This window comes from Pseudomonas sp. KCJK9058, from assembly GCF_046230975.1.
Classification (GTDB): Bacteria; Pseudomonadota; Gammaproteobacteria; order Pseudomonadales; family Pseudomonadaceae; genus Aquipseudomonas; species Aquipseudomonas alloputida.
This window is the reverse complement of the sequence record NZ_JBJJLR010000010.1, coordinates 88,506-106,204: the sequence shown is the minus strand read 5'-3', so window position 1 is coordinate 106,204 and position 17,699 is coordinate 88,506. Positions and strand designations below refer to the sequence as shown.

Annotated in this window: 14 protein-coding genes; 5 read left to right on the top strand and 9 right to left on the bottom strand. The window is 62.6% G+C overall.

Annotation, left to right across the window (positions count from 1 at the left end; genetic code table 11):
- Positions 1-19 precede the first annotated feature (19 nt).
- The 3 genes from ACK59Z_RS08715 to ACK59Z_RS08705 all read right to left on the bottom strand — a co-directional run bounded on the left by ACK59Z_RS08715 (position 20) and on the right by ACK59Z_RS08705 (position 3,897).
- On the bottom strand, positions 20-1,324 hold the full coding sequence (locus tag ACK59Z_RS08715; RefSeq protein ID WP_409292816.1) for a CitMHS family transporter: 1,305 nt from the start codon (positions 1,322-1,324) through the stop codon (positions 20-22).
- Positions 1,325-1,438: 114 nt separating this feature from the next.
- Positions 1,439-2,746 (bottom strand): dicarboxylate/amino acid:cation symporter, encoded by a 1,308-nt coding sequence (locus tag ACK59Z_RS08710; RefSeq protein WP_012053211.1) that lies wholly within the window; start codon positions 2,744-2,746, stop codon positions 1,439-1,441.
- Positions 2,747-2,817: 71 nt separating this feature from the next.
- On the bottom strand, positions 2,818-3,897 hold the full coding sequence (locus tag ACK59Z_RS08705; protein ID WP_108190893.1) for a 4-oxalomesaconate tautomerase: 1,080 nt from the start codon (positions 3,895-3,897) through the stop codon (positions 2,818-2,820).
- Positions 3,898-4,044: 147 nt separating this feature from the next.
- Between ACK59Z_RS08705 and ACK59Z_RS08700 the strand changes: the two genes are divergently transcribed.
- Both ACK59Z_RS08700 and ACK59Z_RS08695 read left to right on the top strand, forming a co-directional pair.
- A complete protein-coding gene (locus tag ACK59Z_RS08700) occupies positions 4,045-4,938 on the top strand; it encodes a LysR family transcriptional regulator (RefSeq protein ID WP_409292813.1) in 894 nt (297 codons plus the stop codon).
- A 153-nt stretch (positions 4,939-5,091) separates the two neighbouring features.
- Entirely contained in the window at positions 5,092-5,748 is a 657-nt protein-coding gene (locus ACK59Z_RS08695; RefSeq protein WP_409292811.1) for an RHS repeat-associated core domain-containing protein, read from the top strand.
- A gap of 139 nt (positions 5,749-5,887) precedes the next feature.
- Here ACK59Z_RS08695 and ACK59Z_RS08690 read toward each other — a convergent pair whose 3' ends face one another.
- The gene (locus tag ACK59Z_RS08690) at positions 5,888-6,184 is read right to left on the bottom strand and encodes a DUF3144 domain-containing protein (RefSeq protein ID WP_004577437.1); all 297 of its coding nucleotides are present in this window, start codon (positions 6,182-6,184) and stop codon (positions 5,888-5,890) included.
- 396 nt (positions 6,185-6,580) lie between these two features.
- Between ACK59Z_RS08690 and mtlD the strand changes: the two genes are divergently transcribed.
- Positions 6,581-8,704: a bifunctional mannitol-1-phosphate dehydrogenase/phosphatase gene (gene mtlD, locus ACK59Z_RS08685; protein WP_409292809.1), complete on the top strand. Its 2,124-nt coding sequence runs from the start codon at positions 6,581-6,583 to the stop codon at positions 8,702-8,704.
- Between the two features lie 79 nt (positions 8,705-8,783).
- Here the strand turns inward: mtlD and ACK59Z_RS08680 are convergent, their stop codons facing one another.
- From ACK59Z_RS08680 to ACK59Z_RS08660, 5 genes are read right to left on the bottom strand one after another with little or no spacing between them, the layout of a single operon-like run.
- Positions 8,784-9,968 (bottom strand): acetyl-CoA C-acyltransferase, encoded by a 1,185-nt coding sequence (locus ACK59Z_RS08680; protein WP_409292807.1) that lies wholly within the window; start codon positions 9,966-9,968, stop codon positions 8,784-8,786.
- Entirely contained in the window at positions 9,965-10,417 is a 453-nt protein-coding gene (locus ACK59Z_RS08675; RefSeq protein ID WP_003247263.1) for a thioesterase family protein, read from the bottom strand. Before ACK59Z_RS08675 ends, ACK59Z_RS08680 begins: the two co-directional genes overlap by 4 nt.
- Positions 10,417-11,580 carry an iron-containing alcohol dehydrogenase gene (locus ACK59Z_RS08670; RefSeq protein ID WP_088513121.1) on the bottom strand — a complete coding sequence of 388 codons (1,164 nt, stop codon included), beginning with the start codon at positions 11,578-11,580 and terminating at the stop codon, positions 10,417-10,419. The genes ACK59Z_RS08675 and ACK59Z_RS08670 overlap by 1 nt, the downstream gene beginning before the upstream one ends.
- Positions 11,581-11,613: 33 nt before the next feature.
- The gene (locus tag ACK59Z_RS08665; RefSeq protein ID WP_108190898.1) at positions 11,614-13,389 is read right to left on the bottom strand and encodes an acyl-CoA dehydrogenase C-terminal domain-containing protein; all 1,776 of its coding nucleotides are present in this window, start codon (positions 13,387-13,389) and stop codon (positions 11,614-11,616) included.
- Positions 13,386-14,624 (bottom strand): 3-hydroxyacyl-CoA dehydrogenase, encoded by a 1,239-nt coding sequence (locus ACK59Z_RS08660; RefSeq protein WP_108190899.1) that lies wholly within the window; start codon positions 14,622-14,624, stop codon positions 13,386-13,388. Before ACK59Z_RS08660 ends, ACK59Z_RS08665 begins: the two co-directional genes overlap by 4 nt.
- An 85-nt stretch (positions 14,625-14,709) precedes the next feature.
- On the opposite strand from ACK59Z_RS08660, the gene ACK59Z_RS08655 reads away from it, so the two are divergent.
- Both ACK59Z_RS08655 and ACK59Z_RS08650 read left to right on the top strand, forming a co-directional pair.
- Complete coding sequence (locus ACK59Z_RS08655) at positions 14,710-15,633, top strand: LysR family transcriptional regulator (RefSeq protein ID WP_409292804.1); 924 nt, start codon at positions 14,710-14,712, stop codon at positions 15,631-15,633.
- Between the two features lie 101 nt (positions 15,634-15,734).
- Positions 15,735-17,696: an alkyl/aryl-sulfatase gene (locus tag ACK59Z_RS08650; RefSeq protein WP_409292802.1), complete on the top strand. Its 1,962-nt coding sequence runs from the start codon at positions 15,735-15,737 to the stop codon at positions 17,694-17,696.
- Positions 17,697-17,699: the final 3 nt, after the last annotated feature.

Genomic DNA, 17,699 nt, shown 5'->3' with positions numbered 1-17,699 from the left:
GAGCGGCGCCCTGGGTGCTTCAAACCATGAAGGACAAGGCGCCCGTCAGCAGTGCCAGCGCCGTGATCACCAGCGAGGTGAGCACCGCCCATTTCACGGTGGCTTTCTGGAAGTCGCCGATGTCGCGGTCGACCATGCCCACCAGCAGCAGGGTCGAGGCTACCAATGGGCTCATCAGGTGCACCGGCTGCCCCAGCACCGAAGCGCGGGCGATCTCTACAGGGTCGATGCCGTACGCGGCCGCGGCATTGGCCAGGATCGGCACAACGCCGAAGTAGTACGCGTCGTTGGACAGCACGAAGGTCAGCGGCATGCTGGTCAGCGCCACCACCAGCGGGAACCAGTGGCTCCACGCATCCGGAATCCAGTCCACCAGCGTCTGGGCCAATGCATCGACCATCTTGGTACCCGAGAAAATACCGGCAAAGATGCCTGCGGCGAACACCAGCAGCACCACGGTCATGGCGTTGCCCGAATGGGCGAGGATGCGCTCTTTCTGCAGGTCCAGCTGCGGGTAGTTGATCATCAGTGCGGCGACGAAACCGATCATGAACAGGATGGCCGCGTGCATCAGCCCCAGCACCAGCGCGGTCATCACGGCGATCACCAGCACCAGGTTCACATAGGCAAGGCGCGGGCGCTTGTGCGGGTTGTCGCCAAGGATTTCCTTGATGTAGCAATTGCCGCCACCGGACTCCAGGGCAATATTGCCGATACGCCGGCGCTCGGCACGGCCCAGCAGGTAGGCGGTGAACACGACCCACGCCGCCCCACCGATGACGGTGGGCAACATCGGAATGAAGTACTCGGTCGCATCCAGACCGAGCGCTGCAATGGCACGGGTGGCGGGACCACCCCAAGGGCTCATGCCGCTCATGATGCTCAATGACAGCATCGATACGGTCGCCAGGATCATCGGGTTCATGCCGATGCGCTTGTACAGCGGCAGCATGGCCGCGCAGGTAATCATGTAAGTCGTGGTGCCATCACCGTCCAGCGCCACCAGCAGCGACAGCAGAGCGGTGCCGATAGCGATCTTGATCGGGTCGCCATTCACCCGCTTGAGAATCTTGCGGATCAGCGGGTCGAACAGGCCGGCGTCGATCATCAGGCCGAAGAACAGGATGGCGAACAGCAGCAGCGCGGCAGACGGTGCGACCATTTTCAGCCCATCGAGCATCATCTTGCCCAGGTCTGGCGCGAAACCGCCAACAAGGGCGAAAGCAATCGGCACGATGGTCAGCGCGACGATCGGGGACAGGCGTTTACTCATGATCAGGTAGGTGAAGGTCACCACCATGATCAGGCCCAGAAGTGCGAGCATGGTTTGTTCTCTTGTTTTTATTGTCTATGTGGCCCCCTGCAGAGCAGACGGCCCCCTGACCCCCACCCGGCAACGCCTGGTGGGGGCCTGTGAAAAGCTTGAGGGTGTCGAGGCTCAGCCGTGGCGGTGTGGTTCGGCGACCCAGTCGGCCGATTCAGCGACGGGGGTGACCACCGGCTCGCCATTCAGCCGGCTGTGCAGCGTCTGGCGGTCACAGGCGTTTTCCGACAACGAAACCACCACCGTCGCCACTGCGTTGCTGGCAAGACTCGTCAGCGCACGGGCTTCCGACATGAAGCGGTCGACCCCGATCAACAGGGCCAGGCCGGCCAGGGGTATGTCGTGGATCACGGTAAGGGTCGAGGCCAAGGCCACGAAACCGCTGCCGGTGACACCTGCCGCGCCCTTGGAGGACAGCAGCATGATCGCCAGCATGGTGACCACCTGGCCCAGGCTCAGGTCGATGTTGCAGGCCTGCGCGATGAACACGGCTGCCAACGACAGATAGATGGCAGTACCGTCCAGGTTGAACGAGTAGCCAGTGGGCAGCACCAGGCCAACCACGCCTTTCTTGCACCCAAGCTTCTCGAGTTTCTCGAGCATTCGCGGCAGCACAGGCTCGGTTGAAGAAGTACCCAGCACAACCAGGAACTCTTCGCGGAAATAGCGCAGCAGTTTCCACAGGCTGAAGCCATGGGCCCGGCAGATGCCACCGAGCACCACCAGCACGAAGAACGCGCAGGCGATGTACAACGTCCCCACCAGCTTGGCCAGCGCGCCAAGGGACGTAATGCCGTATTGGCCCACGGTGAATGCCAGTGCGCCGAAAGCGCCGACTGGGGCAAAGCGCATCAGGTAGCCGAAGATGCGGAACACCATGGTCGAGGCCGACTCCAGCACGTCCAGTACCGGCTTGCCCTTTTCGCCCATCGACGAGAGGGCGAAACCGCTGAGTACGGCGATGAACAGCACCGGCAAGACCTCACCCTTGTTGAAGGCACCGATGAAGGTGTCCGGGATGATGTGCATGAAGAAGTCCACCACGCTCAGCTTGGCGGCCGACGCGGTGTACTGGCTCAGGCCCGCTGTGCTCAAGGTGGCAGGATCGATGTTCATGCCGGCACCTGGCTTGAACAGATAGACCGCCGCCAGTCCGATCACCAGGCTGACCACCGTCAGCCCCAGGAACAGCAGCAGGGTCTTGCTCATCAAGCGTCCCAGAGAACGCTTGTCGGTCATGCCGGCGATGCCGGTGACGATGGTGCAGAACACCACCGGCGCGATCATCATCTTGATCAGCTTGATGAACGCATCACCCAGCGGCTTGAGGGCCACGGCCTGTTGCGCCCAGAAGTGTCCGACCACCACGCCCAGCAGGACGGCGCAGAGAATCTGGAAATACAGCGATTTGGCGAGTCTCATGGCATCACCCATTGTTGAAATTGTGCGGATGCGCTTGTTACGAATGTGCAGGTCTGGATTGGTGCCTGGAGCTACCCGGCCAACCTGCGGAATGTAGGGGCGTAGACGAACCCTGAGAAGAGCCGCCGGGCGGTTCGCACCACCGAAGCCTGGATCGTCTGGCCCTCAGTACCGCTGCGCGTCAGCGCAACATCGATGCCGCCACTTGGGTGCTCCAGGCGGACCTCGGCCAGTTGCTGCGCGCCTTCGCCCAACAGGTCGGCAATCACGGTGCCAGGGCTGACGCAGGCAGTCGCCAGCCCCACCGCTCCAGTGATCGCCAAGGCACGATGGCAGTTGTGCGGCATGAAATAGCGAACCTGCAGCGTGCCGTCGTAGCGCGGCTTGGACACCAGCACTGGCTTGGGGATGACCATGCCACTGACATCGCCCAGGCCCATGGCCTTTCCGGCCTTCAGCCGCAACGCTTCCAGGCGTTCGAGCAGCGCGCTGTCGGCGTCCAGCTGAGCCGGGGTTTCCGAGCCGCTGACACCCAACTGGCTGGCCTCCACCACCATCATCGGCATGGCCATGTCGATGCAGGTCACCGGCACGCCATCAATCACGTCCTGGGCCTTGCCCGTGGGGAACAGCTTGCCGGTCTTGCTGCCGACCGCGTCGAGGAAGGTCAGGTGCACCGGGGCGGCAGTGCCCGGTACCCCATCGATCGCCGTGCGGCCTTCGTAGCGCACGATACCGCCGGGCGTTTCGACCAACGAATTGACGAAGGTGCCAGTGTTGAGGTTACGGATGCGCACCAAGGTCTTGCCTTCCTGGCCTTTTACCAACCCCTGTTCGATGGCGAATGGCCCAACCGCACACAGCATGTTGCCGCAGTTGGGGGCCGTATCGACCCGGCGCTGTGCGACCATCACCTGCACGAACAGGTAGTCGACGTCGGCGTCGGCGTGCAATGACGGGCTGATGATCGCCACCTTGCTGGTCTGCGGGCTGCCGCCACCGATGCCGTCGATTTCCAGCTCATGGCCAGAGCCCATGAGGTTGATCAGCAACTCGTCGCGCTCGACCACATTGGCAGGCAGGTCCCAGGCGTGGAAGAACGGCCCTTTGGAGGTACCGCCGCGCATGAGTACGCAAGGAATTCGTTGCATGATTTCGCACTCTTGTTGATCAATGGACATCATTGATGCTGTGAGCAAAAGAGTGACAGGGATGGATAAATCAATCCAATGCAAATATCGTAGCTATTATTGCGATTCAAACATAAATAAAGCGCCAGGCCAGTCGAAGGTTTTCTTATGGAATATGAGCTGCAAGACATCAGATCTTTCGTGAAAATCGCCGAACTTGGCAGTTTTCATGAGGCCGCCGAAGCGCTTCACCTGTCCCAGCCGGCCCTCAGCCGGCGGATCAAGAAGCTGGAGGAAGGCCTGGGCACCTCCCTACTGGAACGCACCACTCGCCGGGTCAGCCTGACCAGCGTGGGCCGCGACTTCCTGCCCAAGGCCAGGCGCCTGCTGGATGATTTTGAAGACTCGATCCTCAGCATCCGCGAGCTGGCCGAGCGCCAGACCGGTCAGGTTACCCTCGCCTGCATTCCTACCGCGGCGTTTTACTTCCTGCCGTCGGTGATCCGCGATTACAACGAGCAATACCCGAAAATCCGCATTCGCCTGCTGGACCTTAGCGCCAACGACGGGCTCGAAGCCGTGCTGCGCGGCGAAGCCGACTTCGGCATCAACATGATGAGCGGCCAGCATCCGGACATCGAGTTTGTCTCGCTGGTGCAGGAGCACTTTGTACTGGCCTGCCGGCGTGACCACCCAGTGGCGAACCGCGCCTCCGTTACCTGGACAGAGCTGGCTGATTACCGCCTGATCGGCGTCGGCCGCCTGAGTGGCAACCGCATGCTGCTGGACCATGCGTTGTCCGGGCTCAACCTGCGGCCCAAGTGGTTCTACGAAGTGCAACACCTGTCCACGTCGCTGGGCATGGTCGAGGCCGGGCTGGGCGTGTCCGCCATGCCCAGCCTGGCCATGCCCAATGCCGACCACCCCACGCTGGTGAGCGTGCCGTTGATCGAGCCGCAAGTCACCCGCACGCTAGGGCTGGTGTACCGGCGCGGCGCATCGCTGTCGCCGGCTGCGGAGAAATTCGTTTCGATCCTGCTGCAGAAATGGCCAAATCGCTGAGGGAAGCGGCGCGCACAAAGCCTAGTAAAACTGCCAGTTGCTAATAAAGGCTGTCTGCAGCAGGTTTTGTGCAGGCGCACTGTTAGGAAGCATGCTGACGTGAAACACACAGGTGAACACTTTAATTACCGAATATTTGTCGACGAGAGGCGAATGAAGAAACAGCCGCTGTCCTATACAGCTTACGGGGAACTGTGGGCCAGGCCAGACGCGTGCTTAGGGTACAATGGCGAGTGGAAGGACGAGATTTTACAATCGTATAGTCTTGGCCAGGGTCATCGCTACTATAGCCCTGCCTTGATGCGATTTCTCAGTCCAGACGCGTTGAGCCCGTTTGGGCAGGGTGGGGTAAATACATACTGTTATTGCCTGGGCGATCCGGTAAACAGGCTTGACCCATCAGGCCGGATAAGCATCATTAAGCTAATGATGCCTTGGCGTAAAACAGGTCTTACTCAATTTCTGAAACAACATGGGATACCTAAGGAACCACTCAAACCATTTTTAAAAACCTGGGGAAAAAACTTGTCAGTGTACAAGAAGCAGGAAGATGGGACCTACAATCACTTCTTGATAAAGGAAAAAGGCAAAAACGGGACATATGACGCTCTTCCCCACCCTGTCCTGCGCGATGATCTTGCGGGCAAGACTGTTTTCAAGAAAGGTGATTTAAGAATCGACCTATGGCTGGATGACGGTCGCAACAGAAACCATGACCGTACTGATGCCCACTTTAAAAAGTATGGTTTTGAAAGGGTTACCTACCGTCGTAAATGGTTCATAAGCGCCGCCCCTGCGCAGCCACAATAGAGCGAATCCGCTGAATCATTGGTTCCCGCTCTACGTGGAGCTCCATAAGGCACAAAGCAAAGTAACACATCAAATTGCCATCATGCGGCGATAATTCACGCGTTTCATTGGATGAAACTTTCGAGATCTCGCACAGAAACTAGTCGTTCTTACCCAGCATGTACCGGTCAAAATGCTCGATATGCTCATCGAGGTTGTCCTCGAGCATCATCCGGTACTGATCGCAGAAGTACTTCAGAATCTCTTCCCGTGCCGCACCCAGCTCCGCGCCGCTTTTGAAGCTGCGGGCGCTCATCCAGGCGCTGAAGCGCGCGGCACCGAAGGTCAGCGAGGCGCTTACCTTGCCCAGGTCTTCGAACTTTTCGATCTGCTGGTTCGCCAGTTCGATGTGCGCATCGGCGCGATCGTAAAAGGCCTGGTCGGTAGCTTGGGTCATTGGGGTTCACCTTGTTGCGCAATGCGAGCGGGAGGCCAAGCCTTGCATGTCGCGGCGCATACGTGCAAGGCTGAAAAAGGATCACCCATGACGAAAAGGAAGCAAAGCACCTCATGCTTGGAATCACACGTATCCATCGCTATTTGCGCCCACTGCCTGCAAAACCGACTGCAGCCAGTGGGCGTGACCTCAAGGCCAAACGCGCTACCCACCTCGCCTCAACGGTTGCCAACCTCCTCTGCACGCCCCGCTCCGCCCCGCCTTACCTCTGCGTCACTCCTGAGCGTCCCCCCGTCGAACGTGTGCCCCCGACCTGACTGCCTCCACTGCAGCTCACACATCGTTCTCGCCTGTTGCAGGCGGGATGCCTGACGCAACGACAAGGGGCAACAGCCAATGCTTTTCTTTCACGGTAAACACATCTTCAGCGCCATCTTCGATATGGATGGCACCCTCTTCGACACCGAGCGCCTGCGCTTCAAGACACTCAAACAAGCGTCTCTGGAAATCTTCGGCAAAGCGCTGAGCGAGCACACCCTGATTGGCTCGCTGGGCCTGAGCGCAAAAAAGGCCGAAGCCCTTGCCAAGGCGCATAACGGCGACGACTTCCCGTACGCCGAAATCCGCCAACGCGCCGATGAACTTGAGCTGGCGTACGTGCGCAATCACGGCGTACCGATCAAGGCCGGCCTGCTGGAGGTGCTGGAGCGCCTGCGCAAGTCGGGCCTGACCATGGCAGTGGCCACCTCCAGCCGCCGTGCCATCGCCGAGGAATACCTGATCAACGCCAACGTGCTGAAGTACTTCGACATCACCGTTTGTGGCGATGAAGTCAGCCAAGGCAAACCCCACCCCGAGATTTTCCTGAAAGCCGCCCGCGCGCTCAATTGCGAGCCAGGCCAGTGCTTCATGGTCGAGGACTCGGAAAACGGCATGCTGTCGGCGATGCGCGCCGAAGGGCAGGCGATCCTGATCGAGGACATCAAGCCGCCTGCGCCGGAAATCAAGGCGGGCGCGCTCAAAGCCTACCGCAGCATGCATGAATTTCTCGCCGACCTGAGCGAGTGCGTACCCGACCTAGGCATGCCTGCATTGAGTGAACCGTTCCCGGCCTCGATGAACCAGTTCAGCGTGGGCATTCATGGTTTCGGCGCCATCGGCGGCGGTTACCTGACGCAGGTATTTTCCCATTGGGACGGCTACACCCGACCGCGTGAAATCATTGCCGCAACCCGCTCGCGCATGCTGCGCGAAAGCGTCAGCGCCTTCGGCCGCTACAGCGTGCGCTACGGTGCCACATCGTTCGACCAGACCATCGACAACGTGCGCATGATCGACATGGACGATGACGACGCGGTCATCAGCATGTACACCACTGCCGAAATCATCGGCCTGAGCCTGCCCGAGCAGGCCATCAGAAGCCAGGCCAGGGTGATCGCCCAAGGCCTGCTGCAACGCTTCGAGCGCCGAGGCCGGGAGCTGACCCTGCTGATCGTGCTGAACAAGGTTGGCGGTGCGGCGTTCGTGCGGCGTCATGTGCAAGCCGAGTTGTCGCTACTGTGCCCGCCTGCGATCAGCGAGCAGGTTTTGCAGAAGACCCATTTCGCCGAAACGGTGGTCAGCCGCATCGTGTCCAAACTGGGCAATGACGCGCTGGTACGGCAACTGCGCATCAAGTCACAGATGTTCCAGAACAGCCTGGAAGACGAGCCCGCAAGCACCCGCAAACCTTCAGCGCCGCTACCAGAGTACGAACGGCTGATCGGCCACTTCAGGCCCTTTGCACAGCCCAGCAGCGCCATGAGCCAGCTGCATCTGGTGCTGTTCAACAGCGAAGCCGACATGCCGCTTTACGCCGAGCGCGGCAGCGATCTGCTCGAACGCCTGCGCCAAGTGAAGACAGTGCCAGACATCGCCCAGATCCAGATCATCAAGAACCGCCTGTGGAACGGCCCGCACGCCATCGTGGCCTGGTACGCCAGCCTGCTGGGCCATGCCTGGGTCGGCCAGGGCATGGGCGATGCGCGGGTGAGTGAACTGGCCGAGCGCCTGATTCGCCAGGAGGTCGCGCCCGCACTGGTGGCCGAATACCCACAGATGGCCGAGGTGGTCAGCCGCTTTGCCGAGGCATTCCTCGAGCGTTGCAAAACCTCGTTCAAAGACCCCTGCGCCCGGGTAGGCCGCGACCCTTTGCGCAAGCTGCAACGCAACGAACGCATCCTCAGCAGCATCGACCTTGCCCGCAAGCACGGTATTGCAACCCCGGCCCTGGCGTTTGGCGCCGGTCTCGCCATTCACCACGCCCTGAACTGCAGCAACAGCAAGGACCTGGAAAGCGAGGCAATCAGGCAGGTTTACCTGGATAACCAGGAAAGCGTCGAAGCCGTGCTCACCCATGCCAACAAACCGTTCCCCGGGTTGTGCCCCGTCAAGGACGCGGAACTGATCGCTGCCATCCGTGAAGGCTTCCGCCAATTGCCAAAGCCAGCTTCGCGCCACGCGGTTGCTGTAGGCTCATAACCAGCCCTGGCCGGGACACCGTGGGCGCAGGTTGCGCCTGCGTCCCGGTCAGCGCCATGGGCCGGCCTTGGATACCGGCCTAAAGCACTTCGAACAGGCCTGCTGCGCCCATACCGCCGCCCACGCACATCGTCACGACCACGTACTTCACCTGACGTCGCTTGCCCTCCAGCAAGGCATGGCCGACCATCCGCGCGCCGCTCATGCCGTAGGGGTGGCCGATAGCAATGGCGCCGCCATTGACGTTCAGTTTCGCCGGGTCGATCTGCAATTGCTGGGCGCAATACAGCACCTGGCAGGCAAACGCCTCGTTCAGCTCCCATAGCCCGATATCGTCTACTGTCAGGCCCTGCTGGCGCAGTAGCTTGGGCACCGCCAATACCGGGCCGATGCCCATTTCCTCGGGGGCAAGGCCAGCCACGGCGATACCGCGGTAAAGCCCCAGGGCTGCGATGCCCGAGCGCGCCGCCAGCGCGCCCTCCATCAGCACGCAGGCACTGGCGCCATCGGACAACTGACTGGCATTGCCGGCCGTGATACAACCGCCTTCGACCACGGGCTTGAGCCCCTGCAGATCGGCCAGGGTCGTCGCCGGTCGGTTCCCTTCGTCCTGGGTCAGGCGCACCTCTTCATGGCTGACAACACCTGTCAGCTTGTCCACCACCTTCTTGCGTGCGGTGACCGGCACGATTTCAGCGGCGAACAACCCTGCCGCCTGCGCCGCCGCCGTGCGCTGCTGAGACTGCAGGGCGTAGACATCCTGTGCTTCGCGGCTTATGCCATAACGCCGGGCCACCCGTTCGGCCGTTTGCAGCATCGGCATGTAGGCGTGCTCGCTCATGCGCAACACTGCGGGGTCATAAGCCTCACTGGCCAGCTGGTGGTGCACCTGCTGCACCAGGCTGATCTGCTCCTGACCTGCGCCAATGGTCACCTGCATGCCATCAACCATGATCTGCTTCGCCGCCGTGGCAATGGCCATCAGGCCTGAAGCGCACTGGCGGTCGACGGTTTGTCCGCTGACCGTTTGGGGCAGGCCGGCGGCCAGCGCCGACAGCCGACCCGGGTTGATCGCGGCAGTGCCGCTCTGCATGGCAGTCCCCAGCACCAGGTCATCGACCTGCGCCGGTTCGATACCGGCACGTTCTACCGCGGCGCGGATGGCGACAGCCGTCATGCTGGGGGTTTTCAGGTCGTTGAAGGCGCCACGCATGGCTTTGCCGATAGGGGTGCGAGCAGTGGCGACGATCACGGCGTCTTTCATGATGGCTGTTCCTCAGGGGATAGGGGCTGCAGTTCGCTCAACACGCGCCGCAGGCAGTCAGGTACCGGCACCGGGCGCCGCCCTTCGCGGTCGACGAATACATGGACGAAGCGACCGGTGGCGCAGGCCAATGGCTGACCGGCAAGGAACACAGCCAACTGATAGTGCACCGAGGTGTTGCCCAACCGGCCCACCACTAGGCCCACTTCGATGTCATGCGGGAAGGCCACCGGCGCCTGGTAGTCGCAGGCGGAGCTGACCACCAGCGCGATCACCCTCCCCTGGTCGATATCCAACCCGCCCTCCCGCACCAGCAGGCGGTTTACGGCGCTGTCGAAAAAGCTGTAATAGACCACATTGTTCACGTGGCCATAGACATCGTTATCGTGCCACCGGGTGGTTATAGGCGTGAAGTGCCGATAGTGTTCACGTTGCCGGAGGTCGCTCATCAGTAGGCTGCCTCATAGATGGCCAGCGCATCGGCCTGGGTGACTTCACGCGGGTTATTGACCAAAAGGCGCTGCTGTTGCATCGCGTCTTCGGCCAGCTGGCCAAGCCGATGACGCGGTACATCGGCGTCGCGCAGGCGGTCCGGTAACCCGCAGCGGCTACCTAGCGCGGCCAGCTCGGCCACGAATTGTTCTGCCTGCTGGCGCTGATCACCGGGCTGTAAACGGGCCCCCAGCAGCGGCACGGCCAGTTCGGCGTAGTCCACTGCCGCCACCGGCAGGTTGAAGCGCAGCACATGCGGCAACACCAGCGCGTTGGCCAGGCCATGGGGAACATGAAAGTGCCCACCCAGCGGATAGGCCAGGGCATGCACCGCCGCCACCGGTGCATTGGCAAAGGCCTGGCCGGCCAGGCAAGCCCCCAGCAGCATGGCCTGGCGGGCCTGCAGGTTGCCGCCATTGTGCACAGCCTGGTCAAGGTTATCCGCCAGCAACCGCAGCGCCTCACGGGCCAGCAGGCTGGACAGCGGGTTACGTTTGAGGCGGCTGGTATAGGCTTCGATGGCATGCACCATGGCGTCGATACCGGTAGCAGCCGTCACCGCCGATGGCAGGCCGAGGGTACAGACAGCGTCGAGCACTGCCAGGTCTGGCAACAGCAGCGGCGAAACAATGCCCATCTTGGTGGTGGCACCGGTGGTGACGATGGCGATCGGCGTCACCTCCGAACCGGTACCTGCCGTGGTGGGCACCTGGATCAACGGCAGCCGGCGGCCTTTGGCCCTGTCGATGCCGTACAGCTCGGCGATGGGCTGCGAACAGTCGCGGTGGGCCAGCAGCGCAACCAGCTTTGCCACATCCATCGAGCTGCCGCCGCCGAACCCCACCACCAGGTCGGCGCCGATATGCCGGGCGCGCTGGGCGGCCGCCAGCACGCATGCCTCGCTAGGGTCGGCCGTAACCTCACTGAAGATCGCCACACCGACCTTGGCTGCCGTGAACCCTGGCAGCAGGTCATCGAGCATGCCAAGGCGGGCGATACCCGGGTCACTGACAATCAAAACACGCTTGGCACCGCGCTCACGGCACAGACCTGCAAGGCGCTGCACCGCGCCAGGTTCGCAGAGGATCTGCGCAGTGGTGGCAAAGCTGAAAGGCTGCATCGCACTCTCCTTGTTCGTGTGGTTTGCCGTGCGCTAGAACGCGAAATCGGTCGCCGGTAGCGCCATCAGGCAATCTGCGCCACCCAGCAGGGCCTCGCGGTGAGCAGTGGCGCGGGGCAGGAGCCGCCGCCAGTAGAACGTCGCGGCGTCAAGCTTGGCCCTGTAGAAGGCTGTTTCCGCGCTGCCGGCGGCAAGCGTCGCTTGAGCGCACACCGCCGCTTGCAACCACATCGCCGCCAACAGCACGTAGGCCGAGTAGGCAAGAAAATCAACCGACACTGCCCCTGACTCCTGGGGGTCGCGTTGACAGGCCTCGACCACATGGGCGGCCAAGACGCGCCATTCCTCCAAACGTTGCCCCACGGCCGTCGCCATGGCCTGCAGGCCGTCGCGCGCATTGGCAGCCCTGACGTGCAGCGCCATTTCGTCGATCAGCAGATTGAGCTCGGCCCCGCCGTCCCCCAGGACCTTGCGGCGTATCAGGTCGAGGGCCTGTATGCCGTTGGTGCCTTCATAAAGCTGGGTGATGCGGCTATCGCGCATCAACTGCTCCATCCCCCACTCGCGGATGTAGCCGTGACCGCCGTACACCTGCACCCCAAGACTGGCGACTTCCTGACCGACGTCGGTGAAGAACGCCTTGACGATAGGGATCAGCAACGCCGCCCGCCGAGTTGCGGCCTGGCGCGCCGGTGCACTTTTCGCAGCATGCTCCAGGTCCAGTTGCCGAGCGGTGTAGATGCCCAGCATGCGACAGCCCTCGGTAAGGGTCTTCTGGGTCAGCAGCATGCGCCGCACGTCTGGATGGACGATGATCGGATCGGCAGGCTTTTCCGCTGCCACCGGCCCGGCAAGCGAGCGCGACTGCAGACGCTCCCGGGCATAGGCCAGCCCTCCCTGAAAAGCGGCCTCGGCAATACCAAGCCCCTGCAGGCCGACCTGGAAGCGGGCATCGTTCATCATGGTGAACATGCAGGCCAGGCCCTGGTTGGCCTCCCCCACCAGCCAGCCCTGGGCACCGTCGAAGTTCATCACGCAGGTCGATGCCCCCTTGATGCCCATCTTGTGCTCCAGCGCCCCGCAGCCCAGCGCATTGCGCTCGCCACCGGGCAACAGCTTGGGCACCAGGAACAGGCTGATGCCCCTGACACCGGCCGGCGCATCAGGCAGGCGCGCGAGTACAAGATGAACGATGTTGTCGGTCAGGTCCTGCTCGCCCCCACTGATGAATATCTTGCTGCCGGTAATGCGATAGCTGCCGTCCGCTTCCGGCTGGGCGCGGGTACGCAGCAACGCCAGGTCGGTGCCGGCCTGCGGCTCGGTCAGGCACATGGTGCCGGCCCACTCGCCACTGACCATCCGGCTCAGGTAGGCCTGCTTGAGTGGCTCGCTGCCATGGCGATGCAACGCCAGGACCGCGCCCTCGGTCAGGCCGGAGTAGATGCGGAACGACAACGACGCTGCCATCAGCATTTCATGGAAGCTGGCCGATGCCATCTGCGGCAAACCCTGGCCACCGTAGGCCTGCGGCCCGGTCATACTGGCCCAGCCATGTTCGACGTATTGCCGATAGGCGTCCCGCATGCCGTCCGGGGTGGTGACCTCGCCGCCCACCCACTGGCAGCCCTGTTCGTCACTGTTGCGATTGAGTGGTGCGATGATTTGGCCAGTGAAGCGTGCGGCCTCCTCAAGGATGCCGTCGAGGGTGTCGCGATCCAGTTCGATACCGAGTTGCTGGCAATGTCCGCTCAGGTCGAACAGTTCATGCAGCACGAAGCGCATGTCGCGAAGGGGCGCCTGGTAGTTCATGCCTGAACCTCCCCGCGCGGTTCGAAACGCTTGCCACCGGCCACGAGTGAGTAGAGCAGCCCTGCCGGGCGCCAATGCTCGCCAAGCACGCCCTGCAGGTATTCCAGCCGGGCCAGGATAAACGGCGCCCCTTGCTCGTCAGCCCAGCGCATGGGCCCGCCAGTGGCAGCCGGGAAGCCATAGCCGTGGAGCCAGACCCGGTCGATGTCGCTGCTGCTGGCGGCGATACCTTCCTGGAGAACCTTCGCCCCTTCGTTGACCAGTGCCAGCAGGCAACGTTCGAGGATTTCCTCGGCACTGATGCCCCGACGTCGGTAGCCAAGGTTCTGGGACACCTGCAGCACCAACGCGTCGACCTGCGGGTCATGCTCGGCCTGCCGGCTGCCGGGGGCATAGCGGTAATAGCCCTGCCCGGTCTTCTGCCCAAGGCGACCGAGCTCGCACAGCGCATTATCGACCTGCACCAGCGGGTCGTGCATGCCTTGCCCGGCCAACTGCCGGGCGCGCCACTCCAGGTCGATGCCCACCACGTCGTACATGCGGAACGGCCCCATGGCGAAGCCGAACTGCTGCAGTACCGCATCCACCTGATGTGGCAACGCCCCTTCAAGCAGCAACTTGCGCGCTTCGCCCACATAGCTGCGCAACATGCGATTGCCAATGAAACCAGGGCAGTTGCCTGCCACTATCGCCACCTTGCCCATGCGCTCGCCCAGCGATTTGGCGGCATCGAGCACCTTCTGATCGGTGTGCGTCCCACGCACGATTTCGAGCAGCTTCATGACATGCGCAGGGCTGAAGAAATGCAGCCCCAGGACCTGGGACGGCCGCTGGGTGACGGCGGCAATCGCGTCGATGTCCAGCGCCGAGGTGTTGCTGGCCAGGATCGCACGTGGCTTGAGGTGTGCATCCAGTGCACGGAAGATTTCCTGCTTGAGCGCCAGGTTTTCATACACCGCTTCAATCACCAGGTCGGCCTCCGCCAACGCCGGATAGCCGTCCACTGCCTGCACACGCGCCAGGCAAGCGTCGGCCTGGGCCGGGGTGATGCGCTGCTTGTCCACCTGCTGGGCCCAGGCCTGGCTAACCATGCCCAGCCCGGCTTCGAGCGCTGCCGCGTTGCAGTCCAGCCACAGCACCGACAGCCCGGCGTTGGCCAGGCTGATGACGATGCCGCGGCCCATGGTGCCTGCACCTATCACAGCCACCTGATTGATCGGGAAGGGAGTATTCACGCGCAACGCTCCTGCTTTTCTTGTAGGTATGAGGACTGTGATCACCCTAAGCAGGCTGAAGGTATTTTTGAAATTTCCATTTCGTATGCCATATATTTTCAGCATGAATATTTCGAACTTCGACCTGAACCTGCTGCGCGTCTTCGACATGTTGCTGCGTGAACAGAACGTATCGCGGGCAGCCGAGCGTCTGGCCCTCACCCAGCCGACCGTGAGCAATGCCCTGGCGCGCCTGCGTGACCAGCTGGGCGACCCGCTGCTGGTCCGCGTGGGCCGGCGCATGCGCCCGACGCCACGGGCCTTGACACTGGAGGGGCCAATACGTGCGGCGTTACAGCAGATCGAGCAGACGTTGGGCACCGGCGATGGCTTCGAGCCTCAGCGCAGCCATCGCCAGTTGCGCATCGCCCTCACCGATTTCGTCGAACAGCTGTGCATGCCGCCACTCCTGGCGCGGCTGGAGCTACTGGCACCCAACGTGCGCATCGACGTGGTGCACCTGGCCCCCAACCTGCCGGCCGAGGCGCTGGACCGGGGCGACCTCGACCTGGTACTGGGCCGTTTCGACGAGGTGCCGGCGCGCTTCACCCGCCACCCCTGGCGCCGTGAAACCCTGCAGATCGCGCTGCGCCAACAGCACCCGCACCTGGTGCCGGGCCAGGCACTGGACCTCGACGCGTTCCTGGGTTTGCGGCACATCTGGGTGCACGGCGGCCAGACCCGGGGCATGGTCGACCAGTGGCTGGCCGAGCAAGGCCTGACCCGGCAAATCGCCTATACCACGCCCAACTACCTGCAGGCCGCCCATCTGGCCGCAGCCACCGACATGTGTGTGGTGCTGCCGCGGCAACTGGCCCAGCAGTTCGCGCATCTGCTGCCCTTGGCGGTGCACGAACTGCCTTTTGCCCTGGAGCCTTTCGAACTGGAACTGGTACACCTGAGCCACCGTCAGCACGACCCCGCCCTGGCCTGGCTGGTCGAACAGATCCTCACGCTCCCCCCCGCCTGAAGCCATCAGGAAACGCGATAGCGGCCATGCCGCTCTGGTATTGGCTGGTGCGCAAGCCCCTCCCCTAGAGTGTTCTGCCCCAATAACAACAAGGACATCCCATGCGCTTTTCACTGTCGATGCTGGCGCTTGCCCTGCTGGCCCCCCTTCCGAGCCTGGCCGCAACAGCGGCCAAGGATGCCACCGCGGCCACCCTGGCCAGCAACCAGCAGTGGCTGCAACGGTTGCCTTTCGAGGATCGCGTCGATTACGAAACAGCCCGGCGTGGGCTGGTCGAGCGGTTTGACGGGCCAGTCGCGACAGCCGATGGCAAGACCGTGTGGAACCTGGCCCAGTATGCTTTTCTGGAATCGGCGCAATCCCCTGCCACGGTAAACCCGAGCTTGTGGCGCATCGCTCAGTTGAACAACATCGCCGGTTTGTTCAAGGTCACCGAGGGCATCTACCAGCTTCGCGGTCTGGACCTGGCCAACATGACCATCGTCGAAGGGAAGGACGGGCTGATTGTGCTTGACCCGCTGCTTGCCGTGGAGACCGCCAAGGCGGGCCTCGAACTGTACTTCAAGCACCGTCCACGCAAGCCGGTGACCACGGTGATCTACACCCACCCGCACGTCGACCATTTCGGCGGCGTGCGCGGGGTAATCAATGAGGCGGACGTCAAGGCTGGCAAAGTCCAGGTCATCGCGCCCGAGGGGTTCTTCGAACATGCCATCGGCGAAAACGTGCTGGCCGGACCGGCCATGAAACGCCGCGCCCAGTACATGTACGGCGCCCCCCTACCCCGTGGGCCGCGAGGCCAGGTGGATGCCGGACTGGGCAAGGGCGTGCCGGCCAATGCCACTGTCAGCCTCATCGCGCCGACGCTCGAAATCAGCCAACCGCTGCACCGCATGACCCTGAGCGGCGTGGAGGTGGAGTTCCAGCTGACCCCGGGCACCGAGGCGCCGGCGGAAATGAACATTTATTTCCCGGCGCTCAGGGCACTGTGCATGGCCGAGAACGCCACCCATGTGCAGCACAACGTACTGACGCTGCGCGGGGCACTGGTGCGCGATCCGAAAGTGTGGGCCCATTACCTGGACCAATCGCTGGTGCGCTACGGTGAGCAGGCCGAGGTGGTGTTCGCCCAGCATCACTGGCCCACTTGGGGTGGTGCGGCCATCCGCGACTACCTGGCCGACCAGCGCGATATGTATGCCTTCATCGACAGCCAGACCTTGCGCCTGATCAATCAGGGCCAGACGCCCATGGAAATTGCCCAGACGTTGGCCAGCCTGCCGCCGCGCCTGGCAAGCAAATGGTACAGCCGCGACTACTACGGCTCGCTCAGCCATAACGTCAGGGCCGTCTATCAACGCTACATGGGGTTCTACGACGGCAACCCGGCCAACCTCGACCCATTGCCACCGCAAGCGGCCGGCAAGCGTTACGTGGCGGCGATGGGAGGTGCCGATCAGGTGCTGACCCAGGCCCGCCAGGCCTTCGCCGAGGGCGACTATCGCTGGGTGGCGCAATTGGTCAACCACCTGGTATTCGCCGAGCCAGACAACACCGAGGCCCGCGAACTGCAGGCCGACGCGCTGGAGCAACTGGGTTACCAGAGTGAGAACGCCACCTGGCGCAATGCCTACCTCAGTGGCGCGCAGGAATTGCGCTCAGGCGTTGCCACCGGTGCGGGTAGCGGCGGCAACGCCGATGACATGGTGCGGGCCCTGACACCCAGCCTGTTTTTCGACTACCTGGGCGTGCGGGTGAATGCCTACAAGGCTGCCGATAGCGACCTGACCATCAACTGGCGGTTTTCCGACCTGGACGAAGACTACGCGCTCACCCTGCGTAACGGCGTCCTCACCCACCGCGACCTGGCGCGCCACGCCAAGGCCGATGTAGAGGTGACCATGCGCAAGCAGACGCTGGACAGCATTGCCTTGAAGCAGACAGGCTTTCTCAAGGAAGCCACAGCAGGGGCAATCGACATCAAAGGCGAGCGGGTAAAGTTCCTGCAATTCATGGGCGGGCTGGAAGAGGCTGATTCACGCTTCAATCTCGTCACGCCCTGAGCG

Coding starts and splice junctions, on each gene's coding strand:
- ACK59Z_RS08690 (WP_004577437.1), bottom strand. CDS start 6,184: ATGACCCAAGCTACCGACCAGGCCTTTTACGATCGCGCCGATGCGCAC.
- ACK59Z_RS08710 (WP_012053211.1), bottom strand. CDS start 2,746: ATGAGACTCGCCAAATCGCTGTATTTCCAGATTCTCTGCGCCGTCCTG.
- ACK59Z_RS08715 (WP_409292816.1), bottom strand. CDS start 1,324: ATGCTCGCACTTCTGGGCCTGATCATGGTGGTGACCTTCACCTACCTG.
- ACK59Z_RS08680 (WP_409292807.1), bottom strand. CDS start 9,968: ATGAAAGACGCCGTGATCGTCGCCACTGCTCGCACCCCTATCGGCAAA.
- ACK59Z_RS08705 (WP_108190893.1), bottom strand. CDS start 3,897: ATGCAACGAATTCCTTGCGTACTCATGCGCGGCGGTACCTCCAAAGGG.
- ACK59Z_RS08700 (WP_409292813.1), top strand. CDS start 4,045: ATGGAATATGAGCTGCAAGACATCAGATCTTTCGTGAAAATCGCCGAA.
- ACK59Z_RS08655 (WP_409292804.1), top strand. CDS start 14,710: ATGCCATATATTTTCAGCATGAATATTTCGAACTTCGACCTGAACCTG.
- ACK59Z_RS08650 (WP_409292802.1), top strand. CDS start 15,735: ATGCGCTTTTCACTGTCGATGCTGGCGCTTGCCCTGCTGGCCCCCCTT.
- mtlD (WP_409292809.1), top strand. CDS start 6,581: ATGCTTTTCTTTCACGGTAAACACATCTTCAGCGCCATCTTCGATATG.
- ACK59Z_RS08675 (WP_003247263.1), bottom strand. CDS start 10,417: ATGAGCGACCTCCGGCAACGTGAACACTATCGGCACTTCACGCCTATA.
- ACK59Z_RS08695 (WP_409292811.1), top strand. CDS start 5,092: ATGAAGAAACAGCCGCTGTCCTATACAGCTTACGGGGAACTGTGGGCC.
- ACK59Z_RS08665 (WP_108190898.1), bottom strand. CDS start 13,389: ATGAACTACCAGGCGCCCCTTCGCGACATGCGCTTCGTGCTGCATGAA.
- ACK59Z_RS08670 (WP_088513121.1), bottom strand. CDS start 11,580: ATGCAGCCTTTCAGCTTTGCCACCACTGCGCAGATCCTCTGCGAACCT.